General features: G+C 70.5%; 13 protein-coding genes. 4 read left to right on the forward strand and 9 right to left on the reverse strand.

The window, feature by feature from the left end; translation table 11 throughout:
* Positions 1 to 67: 67 nt before the first annotated feature.
* From R0145_RS04495 to R0145_RS04525, 7 genes are all read right to left on the reverse strand, one after another.
* Complete coding sequence (locus R0145_RS04495; RefSeq protein WP_411742095.1) at positions 68 to 1,828, reverse strand: acetyl/propionyl/methylcrotonyl-CoA carboxylase subunit alpha; 1,761 nt, start codon at positions 1,826 to 1,828, stop codon at positions 68 to 70.
* A gap of 158 nt (positions 1,829 to 1,986) precedes the next feature.
* Complete coding sequence (locus tag R0145_RS04500) at positions 1,987 to 2,694, reverse strand: LamB/YcsF family protein (RefSeq protein ID WP_317839216.1); 708 nt, start codon at positions 2,692 to 2,694, stop codon at positions 1,987 to 1,989.
* A gap of 103 nt (positions 2,695 to 2,797) precedes the next feature.
* On the reverse strand, positions 2,798 to 3,556 hold the full coding sequence (locus tag R0145_RS04505; protein ID WP_317839217.1) for a decaprenylphospho-beta-D-erythro-pentofuranosid-2-ulose 2-reductase: 759 nt from the start codon (positions 3,554 to 3,556) through the stop codon (positions 2,798 to 2,800).
* A gap of 16 nt (positions 3,557 to 3,572) precedes the next feature.
* Positions 3,573 to 4,499 (reverse strand): decaprenyl-phosphate phosphoribosyltransferase, encoded by a 927-nt coding sequence (locus tag R0145_RS04510; RefSeq protein WP_317839218.1) that lies wholly within the window; start codon positions 4,497 to 4,499, stop codon positions 3,573 to 3,575.
* A gap of 12 nt (positions 4,500 to 4,511) precedes the next feature.
* On the reverse strand, positions 4,512 to 5,312 hold the full coding sequence (locus R0145_RS04515; RefSeq protein WP_317839219.1) for a Maf family protein: 801 nt from the start codon (positions 5,310 to 5,312) through the stop codon (positions 4,512 to 4,514).
* 41 nt (positions 5,313 to 5,353) lie between these two features.
* Entirely contained in the window at positions 5,354 to 5,593 is a 240-nt protein-coding gene (locus tag R0145_RS04520; RefSeq protein ID WP_317839220.1) for an acyl-CoA carboxylase subunit epsilon, read from the reverse strand.
* Positions 5,590 to 7,161 carry an acyl-CoA carboxylase subunit beta gene (locus tag R0145_RS04525; RefSeq protein ID WP_317839221.1) on the reverse strand — a complete coding sequence of 524 codons (1,572 nt, stop codon included), beginning with the start codon at positions 7,159 to 7,161 and terminating at the stop codon, positions 5,590 to 5,592. The genes R0145_RS04520 and R0145_RS04525 overlap by 4 nt, the downstream gene beginning before the upstream one ends.
* A gap of 268 nt (positions 7,162 to 7,429) precedes the next feature.
* Between R0145_RS04525 and R0145_RS04530 the strand changes: the two genes are divergently transcribed.
* Both R0145_RS04530 and R0145_RS04535 read left to right on the forward strand, forming a co-directional pair.
* The gene (locus R0145_RS04530) at positions 7,430 to 8,146 is read left to right on the forward strand and encodes a biotin--[acetyl-CoA-carboxylase] ligase (RefSeq protein ID WP_317839222.1); all 717 of its coding nucleotides are present in this window, start codon (positions 7,430 to 7,432) and stop codon (positions 8,144 to 8,146) included.
* A 119-nt stretch (positions 8,147 to 8,265) separates the two neighbouring features.
* Positions 8,266 to 8,904, forward strand: a complete 639-nt coding sequence (locus tag R0145_RS04535; RefSeq protein ID WP_317839223.1) for a GtrA family protein — start codon at positions 8,266 to 8,268, stop codon at positions 8,902 to 8,904.
* A 371-nt stretch (positions 8,905 to 9,275) separates the two neighbouring features.
* Here the strand turns inward: R0145_RS04535 and trpS are convergent, their stop codons facing one another.
* The gene (gene trpS, locus R0145_RS04540) at positions 9,276 to 10,373 is read right to left on the reverse strand and encodes a tryptophan--tRNA ligase (protein ID WP_317839224.1); all 1,098 of its coding nucleotides are present in this window, start codon (positions 10,371 to 10,373) and stop codon (positions 9,276 to 9,278) included.
* A 72-nt stretch (positions 10,374 to 10,445) separates the two neighbouring features.
* On the opposite strand from trpS, the gene R0145_RS04545 reads away from it, so the two are divergent.
* A complete protein-coding gene (locus tag R0145_RS04545) occupies positions 10,446 to 11,642 on the forward strand; it encodes a 5-(carboxyamino)imidazole ribonucleotide synthase (protein ID WP_411742073.1) in 1,197 nt (398 codons plus the stop codon).
* Positions 11,639 to 12,151: a 5-(carboxyamino)imidazole ribonucleotide mutase gene (purE, locus tag R0145_RS04550; RefSeq protein WP_317839225.1), complete on the forward strand. Its 513-nt coding sequence runs from the start codon at positions 11,639 to 11,641 to the stop codon at positions 12,149 to 12,151. Before R0145_RS04545 ends, purE begins: the two co-directional genes overlap by 4 nt.
* A 207-nt stretch (positions 12,152 to 12,358) precedes the next feature.
* Here the strand turns inward: purE and R0145_RS04555 are convergent, their stop codons facing one another.
* On the reverse strand, positions 12,359 to 13,441 hold the full coding sequence (locus tag R0145_RS04555; RefSeq protein ID WP_317839226.1) for a hypothetical protein: 1,083 nt from the start codon (positions 13,439 to 13,441) through the stop codon (positions 12,359 to 12,361).
* Positions 13,442 to 13,453 lie beyond the last annotated feature (12 nt).

Here is a 13,453-nt window from a genome sequence, read left to right on the forward strand (position 1 = left end):
GACGTTTCAGGAGACCCGGGCTCAGTGGGGTCCGACTCAGGCGAGGGACCGACTCAGCCGACCCGACTCACTCGGCGTCGACGATCTCGCACATCACCTCGCCGGACTGGACGCTCTGCCCGCCCTCGACGGCCAGACCGGAGATGATGCCGGTGCGGTGGGCGTTGATCGGCTGCTCCATCTTCATCGCCTCCAGGACGACGACCAGATCGCCCTCGTTGATCTCCTGACCCTCGGTCACGGCGACCTTGACCACGGTGCCCTGCATCGGTGCGGTGACCGAGTTGCCCGAGGCCTCCTTGACGGCCGCCTTGGACTTCTGGCGCCGCGGCTTCTTGGCGGTGGCGGTCGCCCCGCCGCTCATCGTGCCGAGACCGGCCGGCAGAACGACCTCGAGGCGCTTGCCGTTCACCTCGACGACGACGCTGCGCTTCTCCTCCGCCTCGGGGGCCTCGCCCGGGGTCCCCACGTACTGCGGGATCTGGTTGTCGAACTCGGTCTCGATCCAGCGGGTGTGCACCCCGAATCGCCCGTCGACCGCGGTGAACGCCGGATCGTTGATCACCGCCCGGTGGAACGGGATGGCGGTCGGCATGCCCTCGAGGACCAGCTCGTCCAGCGCGCGGCGGGAGCGCTCCAGCGCCTGCTCCCGGGTGGCACCGGTGACGATGAGCTTGCCGACCAGGGAGTCGAACGAGCCGGGGACGGTCATGCCCTTGCGGTAGCCGTCGTCGAAGCGGACGCCCGGTCCCTGCGGGGCGACGAACTCGGTGACGGTGCCCGGGGCCGGCATGAAGTTGCGGCCCGGGTCCTCGGCGTTGATCCGGAACTCGAAGGAGTGACCGCGCAGCGCCGGATCGTTGTAGCCGAGCTCCTCGCCGTTGGCGACGCGGAACATCTCCCGGACGAGGTCCAGGCCGGAGACCTCCTCCGACACCGGGTGCTCCACCTGGAGGCGGGTGTTCACCTCGAGGAAGGAGATCATCCCGTCCTGGCCGACCAGGAACTCGCAGGTGCCGGCGCCGACGTAGCCGGCCTCGCGGAGGATCGCCTTGGAGGCCTCGTAGAGGCGGTGCTGCTGATCCTCGCTGAGGAAGGGGGCCGGGGCCTCCTCGACGAGCTTCTGGTGGCGCCGCTGCAGCGAGCAGTCACGGGTGGAGACCACCACGACGTTGCCGTGCTGGTCGGCGAGGCACTGGGTCTCGACGTGACGCGGCCGGTCCAGGTAGCGCTCGACGAAGCACTCGCCGCGGCCGAAGGCGGTGACCGCCTCGCGGGTGGCCGACTCGAAGAGCTCGGGCACCTCTTCCAGGGTGCGGGCGACCTTGAGGCCACGGCCACCGCCGCCGAAGGCCGCCTTGATGGCGATCGGCAGGCCGTGCTCACGCGCGAAGGCGACGACCTCGTCGGCGTTCGCGACCGGGTCCGGCGTACCGGGAACCAGCGGTGCGCCGACGTTGAGAGCGATGTGGCGGGCGGCGACCTTGTCACCGAGGTCTCGGATCGACCGCGGGGAGGGGCCGATCCAGATCAGGCCGGCGTCGATGACGGCCTGGGCGAAGTCTGCGTTCTCGGCGAGGAAGCCGTATCCAGGGTGCACGGCGTCCGCCCCGCTGCGCCGGGCCACGTCGATGATCTTGCCCATGTCGAGGTAGGATTCGGCCGGCGTGGCGCCCCCCAGGGCGTACGCCTCGTCCGCGAGCTTCACGAACAGGGCGTCGGCGTCCGGATCTGCATAGACGGCGACGCTGGCGATGCCCTCGTCGCGGGCAGCGCGGATCACACGGACCGCGATCTCTCCTCGGTTCGCGATGAGCACCTTGCTGATGGGCACTATTCCTCCTGCTGGGTTCCACTCTGAACCGCCCGACGGCTCCCCGGCCACGACGGCACTGTCAGGCCAGAGTCTAGGGCTTGGCCGTGCCCGTGGTGGGCGTTCGTTCAACGGGGCGACAAGGGCTGTTCCGCAGACTGGTGCGAGTGAGATCACATCCCGCGTCGTGCCGTGAGGGGAGCCCCGAAAGTGTGACCCAGTTCACGCAGGGTTCGGACCACCACCGGGGCGGTCACGGCGTCCAGATGAAGCGAGACGGACTGCTCCGGGTGCCCGTCGGCGGCGATCCGGCCCACTGAGGTGCGCATCCGTTCCACCGAGGTCGCGGAGTACTCGACGATCACCGGCAGACCGGCGCCGGTCGCCATCTCCAACAGCGGGGAGAGGTGGTGCACCACCAGCGGCAGCTCCGGGTCGTACGCCTCGACGGCGCGCAGGATGGCCTCCGCGTGGTCCTTGCGACGCCCGGCCATCCGGGCCAGGGCACCGCCGGGACGGACGTAGGAGAGGCGGGTCTGCTCGGTGAAGGCGAGCGAGTCGACCGCGCCGATCTGGTAGATCAGCTCGGCGTACAGGTCCTCGTAGGCGACGTCGACGTACCGGTCGCCACCGCCGAGGAAGTCCCGGTAGCCGACCGCGGCACCCAGCCGCAGCCCGGAGGTCAGGCCCCGGCGGATCGCGGCGAGGATGACGCGGGGGGTCCCGGCGTGCAGACCGGCCGGGATGTTGATGCTCGAGACGTACGGCAGCACGGCCTCGTCGTGCTGGAGCGCCGTCACACGGACCGCTTCGCCGAACGTCGCATTGAGGTCTAGTTGCACTGCATCTGCCTTCTCTTCGCCTCGGGATCGTGGAGCCATCGCGTCGTCATCGGGAGAATACGCCGCCCGTCGGAGACGGCACGAATCGGTGCCCGGCCGGGCTGCTCCATCGCCCGGATCGCCCGGCCGGCGGAGGCTCGGATCAGAAGGGGAGCTTGCGGAAGATCGCCTGCGGGATGTGCCGCAGCACCAGCATCACGAGCTGGAACAGCTTCGGCACCCAGATCACCGTCCGCTGGGTCCGGACGCCCTCGACCACCTCGGCCGCGACCTGCTCAGGGGTCACGGCCAGCGGCGCGGACTGCAGGTCGGCGGTCATCTTCGACTTCACGAAGCCCGGCCGGACGACCAGCACGCCCACTCCGGAGCCGCGCAGCGCCTCGGACAGGCCACGGTAGAAGCCGTCGACACCGGCCTTCGTGGAGCCGTAGACGAAGTTGGACCGGCGGATCCGCTCCCCGGCGACGCTGGACAGCAGCACGATCCGGCCGTGGCCCTGGGCCTGCATCCGGTTCGCCAGCATCACCCCGAGGTGCACCGGTGCGGTGTAGTTGACCTCGGCGAGCTCCAGAGCCTGCTCGGGGTCCTGCCAGGCCGCCTCCGCGTCGCCCAGCACCCCGAAGGCGACCACCGCCAGGTCCACGTCGCCGCCGGCGAACGCCTGCTCGATCGTCGCGGCATGCGTGCCGGCGGCGCGGGCGTCGAAATCGACCTCCCGGACCCCGACTCCCTCCGCCCGCAGCGCCGCGGCGGCGGCGGCGCGACGGGCAGTCGGCCGGGCGGCGAGCACCACGTCCAGGGCCGGGCTCTCGGCGGCGTACGCCCGGGCGATCGCCAGGGCGATGTCGGAGGTGCCGCCGAGCAGCAGCAGGGTGCGGGGATTCGCGGTCGCGTCCATCATGGAGGGGCTCCTGGGGTCAGAGGAAGACGGCGAGGCAGATGGTCACCAGCCAGGCCAGACCGAGCGCGAGGAGCACCCGGTCGTGCAGGACGACGTCCTCGGGGGCGCCGCCCTCGCCACGATCGATACGGAAGGCGTACTCCAGCATCGCCATGGAAAAGGGGAAGATCGAGATGCCCGCCCACAGCATCTTCGAGTAGCCGCCGAGGCGCTGCTCGAAGGCCCACAGCGAGTACGACATCACGACGGCGACGGCGGCCAGCTCCCAGACGAACTTCAGGTAGCTCTCGGTGTAGCCGGCCAGCGACTTCCGGGTGCCCGCCTCGGGGCCCAGGTGACGCATCTCGGAGTAGCGCTTGCCGGCCACCATGAACATCGAGCCGAACGAGGCGACCAGCAGGAACCACTGGCTGAGCGGGATGTCGCTCGCCACCCCACCGGCGACCGCGCGCAGCAGGAACCCGGAGGCCACCACCGCCAGGTCGATGACCGGGAAGTCCTTGAGGAAGTAGGAGTAGAGGAACTGCACGACGACGTACGTGCCCAGCGTGATGCCCAGTCCCAGGGAGATCCAGAAGCCGAGCGCCAGGCCACCGAGGCCGGTCACAGCGGCGAGCACCCAGGCGAAGCCGATCGGCAGCTCACCGGCCGGGATGGGCCGGAACCGCTTCTTCGGATGCTGGCGATCCGCCTCGATGTCGTGGATGTCGTTGAGCAGGTAGATCGCGGCGGACACCAGGATGAAGGCCACCATCGCCAGGACGGTGGACACCAGCACATGGGGTTCGGCGATCCGCCCGGCCGCCAGCGGTGCCGTCAGGACGAGTACGTTCTTGACCCACTGCTTGGGGCGCATCGCCCGCAGCCAGGCGGGGAGGAAAGGCCGGGGTCGGGCGGCGCCCGCAGGCTGCTGGGCGATTCCGGATTCGGGCGTCGAAGTCATGATGGCGCCAGCCTACTGCCACAGATCGATCCAGCTGATTCCGAGGCCGTGCAGCAGGCCGCGCAGCAGCGGCAGGCTGATGCCGACGACATTGTGCGGGTCCCCCTCCACCCCGTCGACGAAAGCACCGCCCAGCCCGTCGAGGGTGAAGCCGCCGGCCACCCGCTGCGGCTCGCCGGTCGCGACGTACGCGTCGATCTCCTCGTCGGTCGGGCTCGCGAAGTGGACCACCGTGCTGCCGATCCCGGTCGCGGCCCGGACCTCGACAGTGCTGGCGGTCTCCGCGGCCCCGGTATCCGCCGCCCCGGTTCCTGCGGTCCCGGTCTCACCGGTGTGGTCGCCGCTCGGGGCGCCGGATCCGGCGGACAGCACGATCACCCGGTGGCCGGTGTGCAGGATGCCGGTGGTGCCGCGCATCCGCCGCCAACCGGCGCGGGCCGCCTCCGCGGAGCGCGGTCGGCCGTACGCGATGCCGTCCAGCTCCAGCACCGAGTCGCAGCCGATCACGATGGTGGTGCCGGTCGCGGGGCCTTTGGTCGGCCGCCGGGCGGCCGGTGGCCGCGCCGTGAGCCGGGCGGCCACTGCCTCCGCCTTGAGCCGGGCCAGGGTCGCCGCGAGCGCGGCCGGTGAGGCCGCCTCGACGCCGTCCTCGTCGACGCCGGAGACGATCACCTCGGGGTCCAGCCCGGCGGCGCGCAGGGTGGACAGCCGAGCCGGGGAGGCCGACCCCAGGACCAGGCGATGCCCTGTGGTGAGGCGATGGCCCGGTCGCGGGGTGGTCTCCCCGGCTCGGTCGATGGCGCGTGCGGTCACGCCGGACAGACTAGACCCGGCGCGCCGGCCAGCCGGCGCGACTAGAACTGACGGATGCCGGAGTTCCAGGTCTCCCGGCCGGTCGCGAACGTCCGACGGATGGCCCGCCAGTACGAGTTGTACCGGGAGTGCCGGGGCTGGGTGCCGGTGCCCGGGGTGGCATCGGGCCCGGCCAGGGCTGCGAACACCACGGTGATCGCAGCCAATTCCTCCTCCGAGGGGTTTCCGCAGGAGATGCGGAACACCGTCGGAGTCTTCTTCTCCTCGACCTCGGTACTCACAGCGGGATGTTCCCGTGCTTCTTCGGCGGCATGCTCTCCCGCTTGGTGCGCAGCAGGCGGAGCACCCGGACGATCTCCTGACGGGTGTCGTGCGGCTGGATGACCTGGTCCACGTAGCCGCGCTCGGCGGCGACGTACGGGTTGGCGAGCGTGTCGTTGTACTCGTCGATCAGCGTCTTGCGCAGCGTCTCCGGGTCGGAGTCGTTGGCCAGCTGCTTGCGGTAGAGGATGTTGACCGCACCCTCGGCGCCCATCACGGCGATCTGGGCGGTCGGCCAGGCGAGGTTGACGTCGGCACCGAGGTGCTTGGAGCCCATCACGTCGTACGCGCCGCCGTACGCCTTGCGGGTGATGATGGTGATCAGCGGGACGGTCGCCTCGGCGTAGGCGAAGATCAGCTTCGCGCCGCGGCGGATGATGCCGTTCCACTCCTGGTCGGTGCCCGGCAGGAAGCCCGGGGTGTCCTCGAAGGTGACGATCGGGATGTTGAAGCAGTCGCAGGTCCGGACGAACCGGGCGGCCTTCTCGGCGGCGTCGATGTCGAGGCAGCCGGCGAACTGCATCGGCTGGTTCGCCACGATGCCGACGGTGCGGCCCTCGACCCGGCCGAAGCCGACGACGATGTTCTGGGCGAACAGCTCCTGGACCTCGAGGAACTCCTCGTCGTCCAGGACGGCCTCGATCACCCGGCGGATGTCGTACGGCTGGTTGGGCGAGTCGGGGATCAGCGTGTCCAGGGCGAGGTCGGCCTCGGTGATGCCGAGGTCGGCGACCTCGTCGTAGTAGGGCGGATCCTCGAGGTTGTTCTGCGGCAGGTAGGAGACGAGCTCGCGGACGTACTCGAGGGCGTCCGCCTCATCGGCGGCGAGGTAGTGGGCGTTGCCGGACTTCGTGTTGTGGGTGCGGGCGCCGCCCAGGTCTTCCAGGGTGACGTCCTCGCCGGTGACGGTCTTGATGACCGCGGGGCCGGTGATGAACATCTGTGAGGTCTGGTCGACCATCACGGTGAAGTCGGTCAGCGCCGGGGAGTAGACGTGGCCTCCGGCGGCGGCGCCCATGATCAGGGAGATCTGCGGGATGACGCCGGACGCCTGGGTGTTGCGGCGGAAGATCTCGCCGTAGAGGCCGAGAGAGACCACACCCTCCTGGATGCGGGCGCCGCCGCCCTCGTTGATGCCGATCAGCGGGCAGCCGGTCTTCAGGGCGAAGTCGATGATCTTGACGATCTTCTCGCCGTAGACCTCGCCGAGGGCGCCGCCGAAGATGGTCACGTCCTGCGAGAAGACGCACACCGGGCGGCCGTGGATCGACCCGATGCCGGTGACGACACCGTCACCGTACGGACGCCTGCTCTCCAGCCCGAAGGCGTGGGAACGGTGCCGGGCGAACTGGTCCAGCTCGGCGAACGAACCCTCGTCGAGCAGAGCCTCGATCCGTTCGCGGGCCGTCTGCTTGCCCTTCGCGTGCTGCTTCTCCACAGCTGCGGCGGAGCCGGCATTGACCGCCTCCTCGACCCGCCGCTTCAGATCTTCGAGTTTCCCTGCTGTCGTGTGGATGTCGACGTCCATACCTCTTGAAACCTTCGCCTCGGGTGCCTACTACGGTGTAGCTCCCGCCCGCTGACCGGTCGCACGGCTCCGGACAACGGTGCGGGCTAGCCTGACTGTAGCGCCTCCCCGACCCCGCCGCCGGTCGCCGGAGGATTCGTCGGGTCCCGGTACGCTGGCGATCATGCCGGAGTCCCCACGTACTGATGCAGAGCGCCTTCGCGGGCGAGTTCTCGCCCCCGGAACGGGGCTTGGCGCGGGTGCCGGACTGTGGCACAGCGTGGAGGTCGTGGCGTCCACCGGCTCCACGAACGCCGACGCGGCGGCCCGGATGCGGGCCGGCAGTGGGGTCGGGTTGGTGCTCGTCGCCGATCACCAGAGCGCCGGCCGAGGCCGCTTCGACCGACGGTGGGAGGCGCCGCCCGGTGCGGCCGTGGCGGTCTCGCTCGGGGTGGCCCCGCGTCGTCCGCTGCCGGAGTGGATGTGGCTGTCGTTGCTGACCGGTGTGGCCATCGCCCGGGGCATCCGCCGCGCCGCCGGAGTGGATGCCACCCTGAAGTGGCCCAATGACGTGCTGGTCGACGGGCGCAAGATCTGCGGCATCCTCTCCGAACGTGTCGACGGCCCCCAGGGGCCGGGCTGCGTGGTCGGCTTCGGGATCAACGTCTCACTGTCCGAGGAGGAGCTGCCGGTGCCGACCGCCACCTCGCTGCGACTGTGCGGCGCCGAGGTGGACCGGGCGGATCTCGTCGCCGAGGTGCTCGGCGTCTGGTCGCAGATGTACCGGATCTGGGACGAGGGACAGCTCACGCTGCTGCGGCAGACGTACGAGGACCAGTGCTCGACCATCGGCCGGGACGTCCGGGTGCTGCTGGGGTCGCCGGCCGGCGGGGAGCGTACGGTCATCGGGCGTGCCGTCGGCATCGACCCCTCAGGTGCGGTGCTGGTGCGGGCGGACGGCGGTGTCCGGGCGTTCGCCGCCGGGGACGTCACCCATCTGAGGTGACTGACATCACATGCCCGGGGTGGAACGCCGTGCCGCACCCCGAGAACGGTCCCGGTGCCCCGCCGGGCGTCGCCCGGCAGTTGACCAGGGGCCCGGGGACGGCGGGTTAGGCTGTCCCGGTGATCAACCCCGGGAGCGACGCGGCCGAGCGGCCCGACGACGATCCCCTGGCCGGGCCGCCGCTGGCCCATCTGGCTGACCCGATCACACCGGAGCCGGGCAGTGCGGAGGCGCCGGAGGAGAGCATCACGGAGGCGATGACCATCGAGACCACCACGACCGAAGCGGCCGCTGCGGTGGACGACCAGCCCGACGTCGAGCACGTCGGGCTGGTCCAGCAGGCGATCCGTTACTTCGGCACCGGCGTGATGTCGGCCGTGGTCGACTTCGGCCTGCTGCTCATCCTGATGGCGGTCGGGGTGGCGTACACGCCGGCGAAGGCGGCGTCGTTCGTCGCCGGCACCATCACGGCCTATTCGCTGAACCGCCGGTTCACCTTCAAGGCGCAGCCGTCCGCGCGGCGCTTCGTCCTGACGATGCTCACCTACGTCATCACGTTCACGTTGCAGGTCGGGATCTTCGCCAAGCTGTTCCCGCTGCTCGCCCAGGAGCACTTGCCGCGCCTCGTCGTGCAGACGATCTCGTTCGTCTTCGGGCAGGGGGCCGCCACGGTGGCCAACTTCTCGTTGCAGCGCTGGCTGATCTTCCGGCCGACCGAGGCCCCGGTCCGGGAGAACGGAGCGGTCGCGGCGGAGTGACGCCGCCGGTGGGAGCGCGCCCCATATGCTCGGGGCATGGGCGCAGTCATCGGCCGTGGGGTGGCCAGGGCGGTGTTGCGATGTCAGGTCCAGGGCGGGGCCACGGTGGACCGGTCACCGGTCCGGGTCGTCAGCCGCCGCTGTTTCAGGCTGACGCGGCGTCTTCAGCTTCCTGCCGCGCGCCGGCAGGCCGCATCTGACTGGTCCGGCGGCGGCTGGCAGCAGCGGCGGCGGCTGGCGTATGTCGCGTCGCCTCGGCACAGCGGCGGCTGCGTGACACACCGGCGGCTACCGGAAGGGGCGGTTGGACGATCGCCGCAGAGCGCGCCACGCGCACCGTGGCCGATATCGCGCTCAGCCGATGTCGTCGCTCAGTAGTAGACCATTCCCAGTGCGTCCTTGACCTCGGCCAGCGTGGCGTCGGCCATCACATTGGCCTTCTCGTTGGCCGTCCGCAGCACCTGTCGCAGGTAGCCCGGGTCCTGGCCGAGCTCCAGTCGGCGGGCCCGGATCGGGGCGAGGTGTTCGTTCACCGCCTCGGTGACCGCGTCCTTGAGGGCCTTGCCGCCACGGTCGCCGATCGCCGCGGCGAAGTCCTCCGGCTCCTGGCCGCTGAGCAGAGCGCCGATCATCACCAGCGAGGAGACCTCGGGGCGGGTCTCGGGCTCGTACGCGATGTGCCGATCGGCGTCGGTCTTCGCCTTGCGGAGCAGCTTGGCAGTCTCGTCGGCGGTGTGCGACAGCGAGATGTAGTTGTTGCGCGACTTCGACATCTTGTCGCCGTCGGTGCCGAGCACCAGCGGGGCGGGGGACAGCAGTGCCTGCGGCTCGGGCAGGATCGTCCGCCCGCCGGCGTAGCGCTCGTTGATCCGGCGGGCGACCACCCGGGTCTGCTCGACGTGCGGCAGCTGGTCACGGCCGACCGGCACCAGGTTGCCCTTGCAGAAGAGGATGTCCGCCGCCTGGTGCACCGGATAGGTGAGCAGCAGCCCGTTGAGGGTCTTCTGGCCCGAGGCGGCGAGCTCCGACTTCACCGTCGGGTTGCGCTCCATCTCCGGCAGGCTCACCACCGACAGGAACGGCAGCATCAGCTCGTTGAGGGCCGGCACCGCCGAGTGGGTGAAGGTGATCGTCTTCTCCGGGTCGATGCCGCAGGCCAGGTAGTCCTTGAGGATCTCGAACACGTTGCGCTGGATGTCGCCCGGGTCCTCGCGGTCGGTGATGACCTGGAAGTCCGCGATGACCAGCACCGTCGGGACGCCGGCGTCCTGCAGCTGCACGCGCCGCTGCAGTGTGCCGAGGTAGTGACCCAGGTGCAGGGAGCCGGTCGGCCGGTCACCGGTGAGGATCCGGTAGCGCTCCGGGTGCGCCAGGACGTCCTGTTCCCGCGCGATGAGGCCCGGCTGGGTGCCCTCGGGGGCCGTCTCGTCGGAGGAAGGGACGGTGGTCTGCGGCTGGTTCTCGGTCATCGGGTGCATACTCTCACATCCGTGTCGCGCGCCGGCGGCCGGCCGGGAGGCGTCCGGGTAGCCTTGTCGATCGTGAGTGGAGCGCGACCTTTCGTGGTGGGGATCATCGGCGGCGGCCAGTTGGCCCGGATGATGTACGGCCCGGCCACCCGCCTGGGGCTGCACGTCCGGCTGCTCGCCGAGGCCCCCGGGGTGAGCGCGGAACTGGTCGCCCACGACGTGGTGGTGGGCGACTACACCGACCGGGAGACCGTGCTGGCGTTCGCCGAGGGCTGTGACGCGGTGACTTTCGACCACGAGCACGTCCCGACCACCTTGCTCGAGGAGCTGGAGGCGCGCGGGGTGGCCGTACGTCCCGGTCCGGGTGCGCTGGTCCACGCCCAGGACAAGGTGGTGATGCGGGAGCGGCTGGCGGCGCTCGGGGCACCGTGCCCGGCGTACGCAGTGGTCGACTCCGTCGCCGACCTGGTCGCCTTCGGGGACCGGATCGGCTGGCCGGTGATCGCCAAGACCTCCCGGGGCGGCTACGACGGCAAGGGCGTGTGGAAGATCGACGGGCCAGACCAGGCGACGGTGCCGTTCGCGGCGGTGGCTGCCGGCGAGGTCGGCGGCGGCACCACCGCCGGCTCCGGCACCAGCGGGGAGGTACGCATCCTCGCCGAGGAGTTCATCGACTTCACCCGGGAGCTGTCCGCGCTGGTCGTCCGGTCCCCCTCCGGCCAGGGGGTGACCTACCCGATCTCGGAGACCGTCCAAGACCACGGCATCTGCGCCGAGACGATCACCCCCGCGCCCGGACTGGACGAGGCGCGGATCCTCGCCACCCAGCAGCTGGCGCTGCGGATCGCCGGTGACCTCGGTGTGGTGGGCGTGCTGGCGGTGGAACTGATGGAGGCCCGGGACGGCCGGATCCTGGTCAACGAACTGGCAATGCGCCCGCACAACACCGGCCACTGGTCGATCGACGGGGCACACACCTCGCAGTTCGAGAACCACCTGCGGGCGGTCGCGGACCTGCCGTTGGGCGATCCGGCGGTGCGTGCCCCGTGGACGGTGATGGAGAACGTGCTGGGCGGCTCCCGGGAGGACTTGGCCGGCGGGCTGCTGCACGTGATGTCGCGGGACCCGCAGCTGAAGGTGGAGCTCTACGGCAAGACGGTCACGCCCCGCCGCAAGGTCGGGCACGTGACTGCGTACGGTACCGACCTGGCGGACGTCCGGGCCCGCGCCCTGCACGCCGCCCGCTATCTGATGGGAGAGATCGCATGACCGAGGCAGTTCAGTCCACCGCCCAGCCCCGGGTGGGCATCGTGATGGGGTCCGACTCCGACTGGCCGGTGATGGAGCCGGCGGCGATCGCACTGCAGGAGTTCGGCATCGTCTACGAGGCCGACGTCGTCTCCGCGCATCGGATGCCCGAGGCGATGGTGGCGTACGGCCGCCACGCGCACGAGCGCGGCCTGGAGACGATCATCGCCGGGGCCGGCGGCGCCGCCCACCTGCCCGGGATGCTCGCCGCGCTGACCCCGCTGCCGGTGATCGGCGTCCCGGTGCCACTGAAGTACCTCGACGGGATGGACTCACTGCTCTCCATCGTCCAGATGCCGGCCGGGGTGCCGGTGGCCACCGTCGCGATCGGGAACGCCCGCAACGCCGGCCTGCTCGCCGTACGGATCCTCGCCGCCGGCGATCCGGAGCTCACCGCGAGGATGATCGCCTTCCAGGACGAGTTGCGGGCGACCGCCGAGGCCAAGGGCGAACGGATCCGCGACCACTGACGTCGGCTGGGTCACCGGACTGTGCTTTGAGCGCCGAAGCGGAACGCAGGGTTACCAGCACCGTCCAGAACGCCCTGGCTGAGCGTGGCTAAAGGGAGGCGGCAGCGGGCTGGGCAGGCTCAGTGACACAGCGTAGACACGCCGCGGGTGTGGACGGGGCGCCCGGGCGTTCACACCCGCGGACAGATCAGACGGGCACGAAGAGCCTTATGGGCAACTCGAGACCGCGGTCCACGTCAGCTTGATATATCCAGGCTTGCGTACGTCGTTGCCGCTGTTGCCGTTGGGCGCGACGCTTCTCGCGGGGCTCGAGACATAGGTGGAGTTGACGTAGTCGGAGCCACCACCGCCGGCGGCGCCGATTCCCACCCCGATCCCGCTCGGTTGCTGGTCGGACCAGTTGGCGGCCACGGCTGCGCCGCTGCCGCCGCCGGCGTACCCGCCGCCGCCGGCGGCGCTGACGACGGCCCACGAAGGGCTCGCTAGGCTAGCCGTGACACCGTTGGCGCCATTGCCGCCGACCGTCAGATTGCCAGCCTGGCCAGCCGCACCATCTGCGGTGTCGAAAGCAGTCCGGGTGGAGCCGGTGGGCGTCGCACTGTGAGTGGTGGAGGCTCCACCGGCGGCGGACCCCAGGCCTGAGCCCGAAGCAGCGCTCTTGCCGATCGACGCTGTCAACGTGTGCGTGTTATCGGTTACCACGAGGTTGCTGCCCTGGGTGCCGGAACCGCCGGTACCGGCACCGCCGCCGCTCGTGTTCCAGGATGGAGGCCGATAGCGCCCGGTTCCGCCGCCGCCACCGGCGATGGCCACAACAGTGCCACTGGCAGTGCCCAGCAAGATCGCGGTTCCGCCGCCGCCGGAACCTCCATAGGCGACGGTGGTTGCTCCTGAATAGCTGGGAACGCTGCCGCCGTCGCCGAAGCCGCTACCACCCACACTGGCGGTTCCCGAATCGGAGGGGAGGAGTCCGCCCTGCGCGACCACGAGCGCGAGTTGAGTGACGCCAGTCAGGTTGAGTGTGCCGGTCACTTTGCTGCCGCTGCTGCCGCCACCGCCGGCGCCGCCCCAGATCTCGAACTGGACGGTGGTGACGTCGGTGGGGACTGGCCAGATAGTCGTTACGGCCGCGGTGTATTCGGCGCTCTGCGTCGGCTGGGGTGCCACGTATGTGCAGGTGAGTGACGCGGCGTACGCGGGTGCGGCGGCGGTGAGAGCAACCGCGGGCACTGCCCAGGCGGCGCCGAGGACAATGGTGCGCCGACGGGGGAGGCCGGACAACTCAGCCACGGTGGACTCAGG

The sequence above is a fragment of the Raineyella sp. W15-4 genome (assembly GCF_033170155.1).
In the GTDB taxonomy this organism is placed as follows: Bacteria; Actinomycetota; Actinomycetes; order Propionibacteriales; family Propionibacteriaceae; genus Raineyella.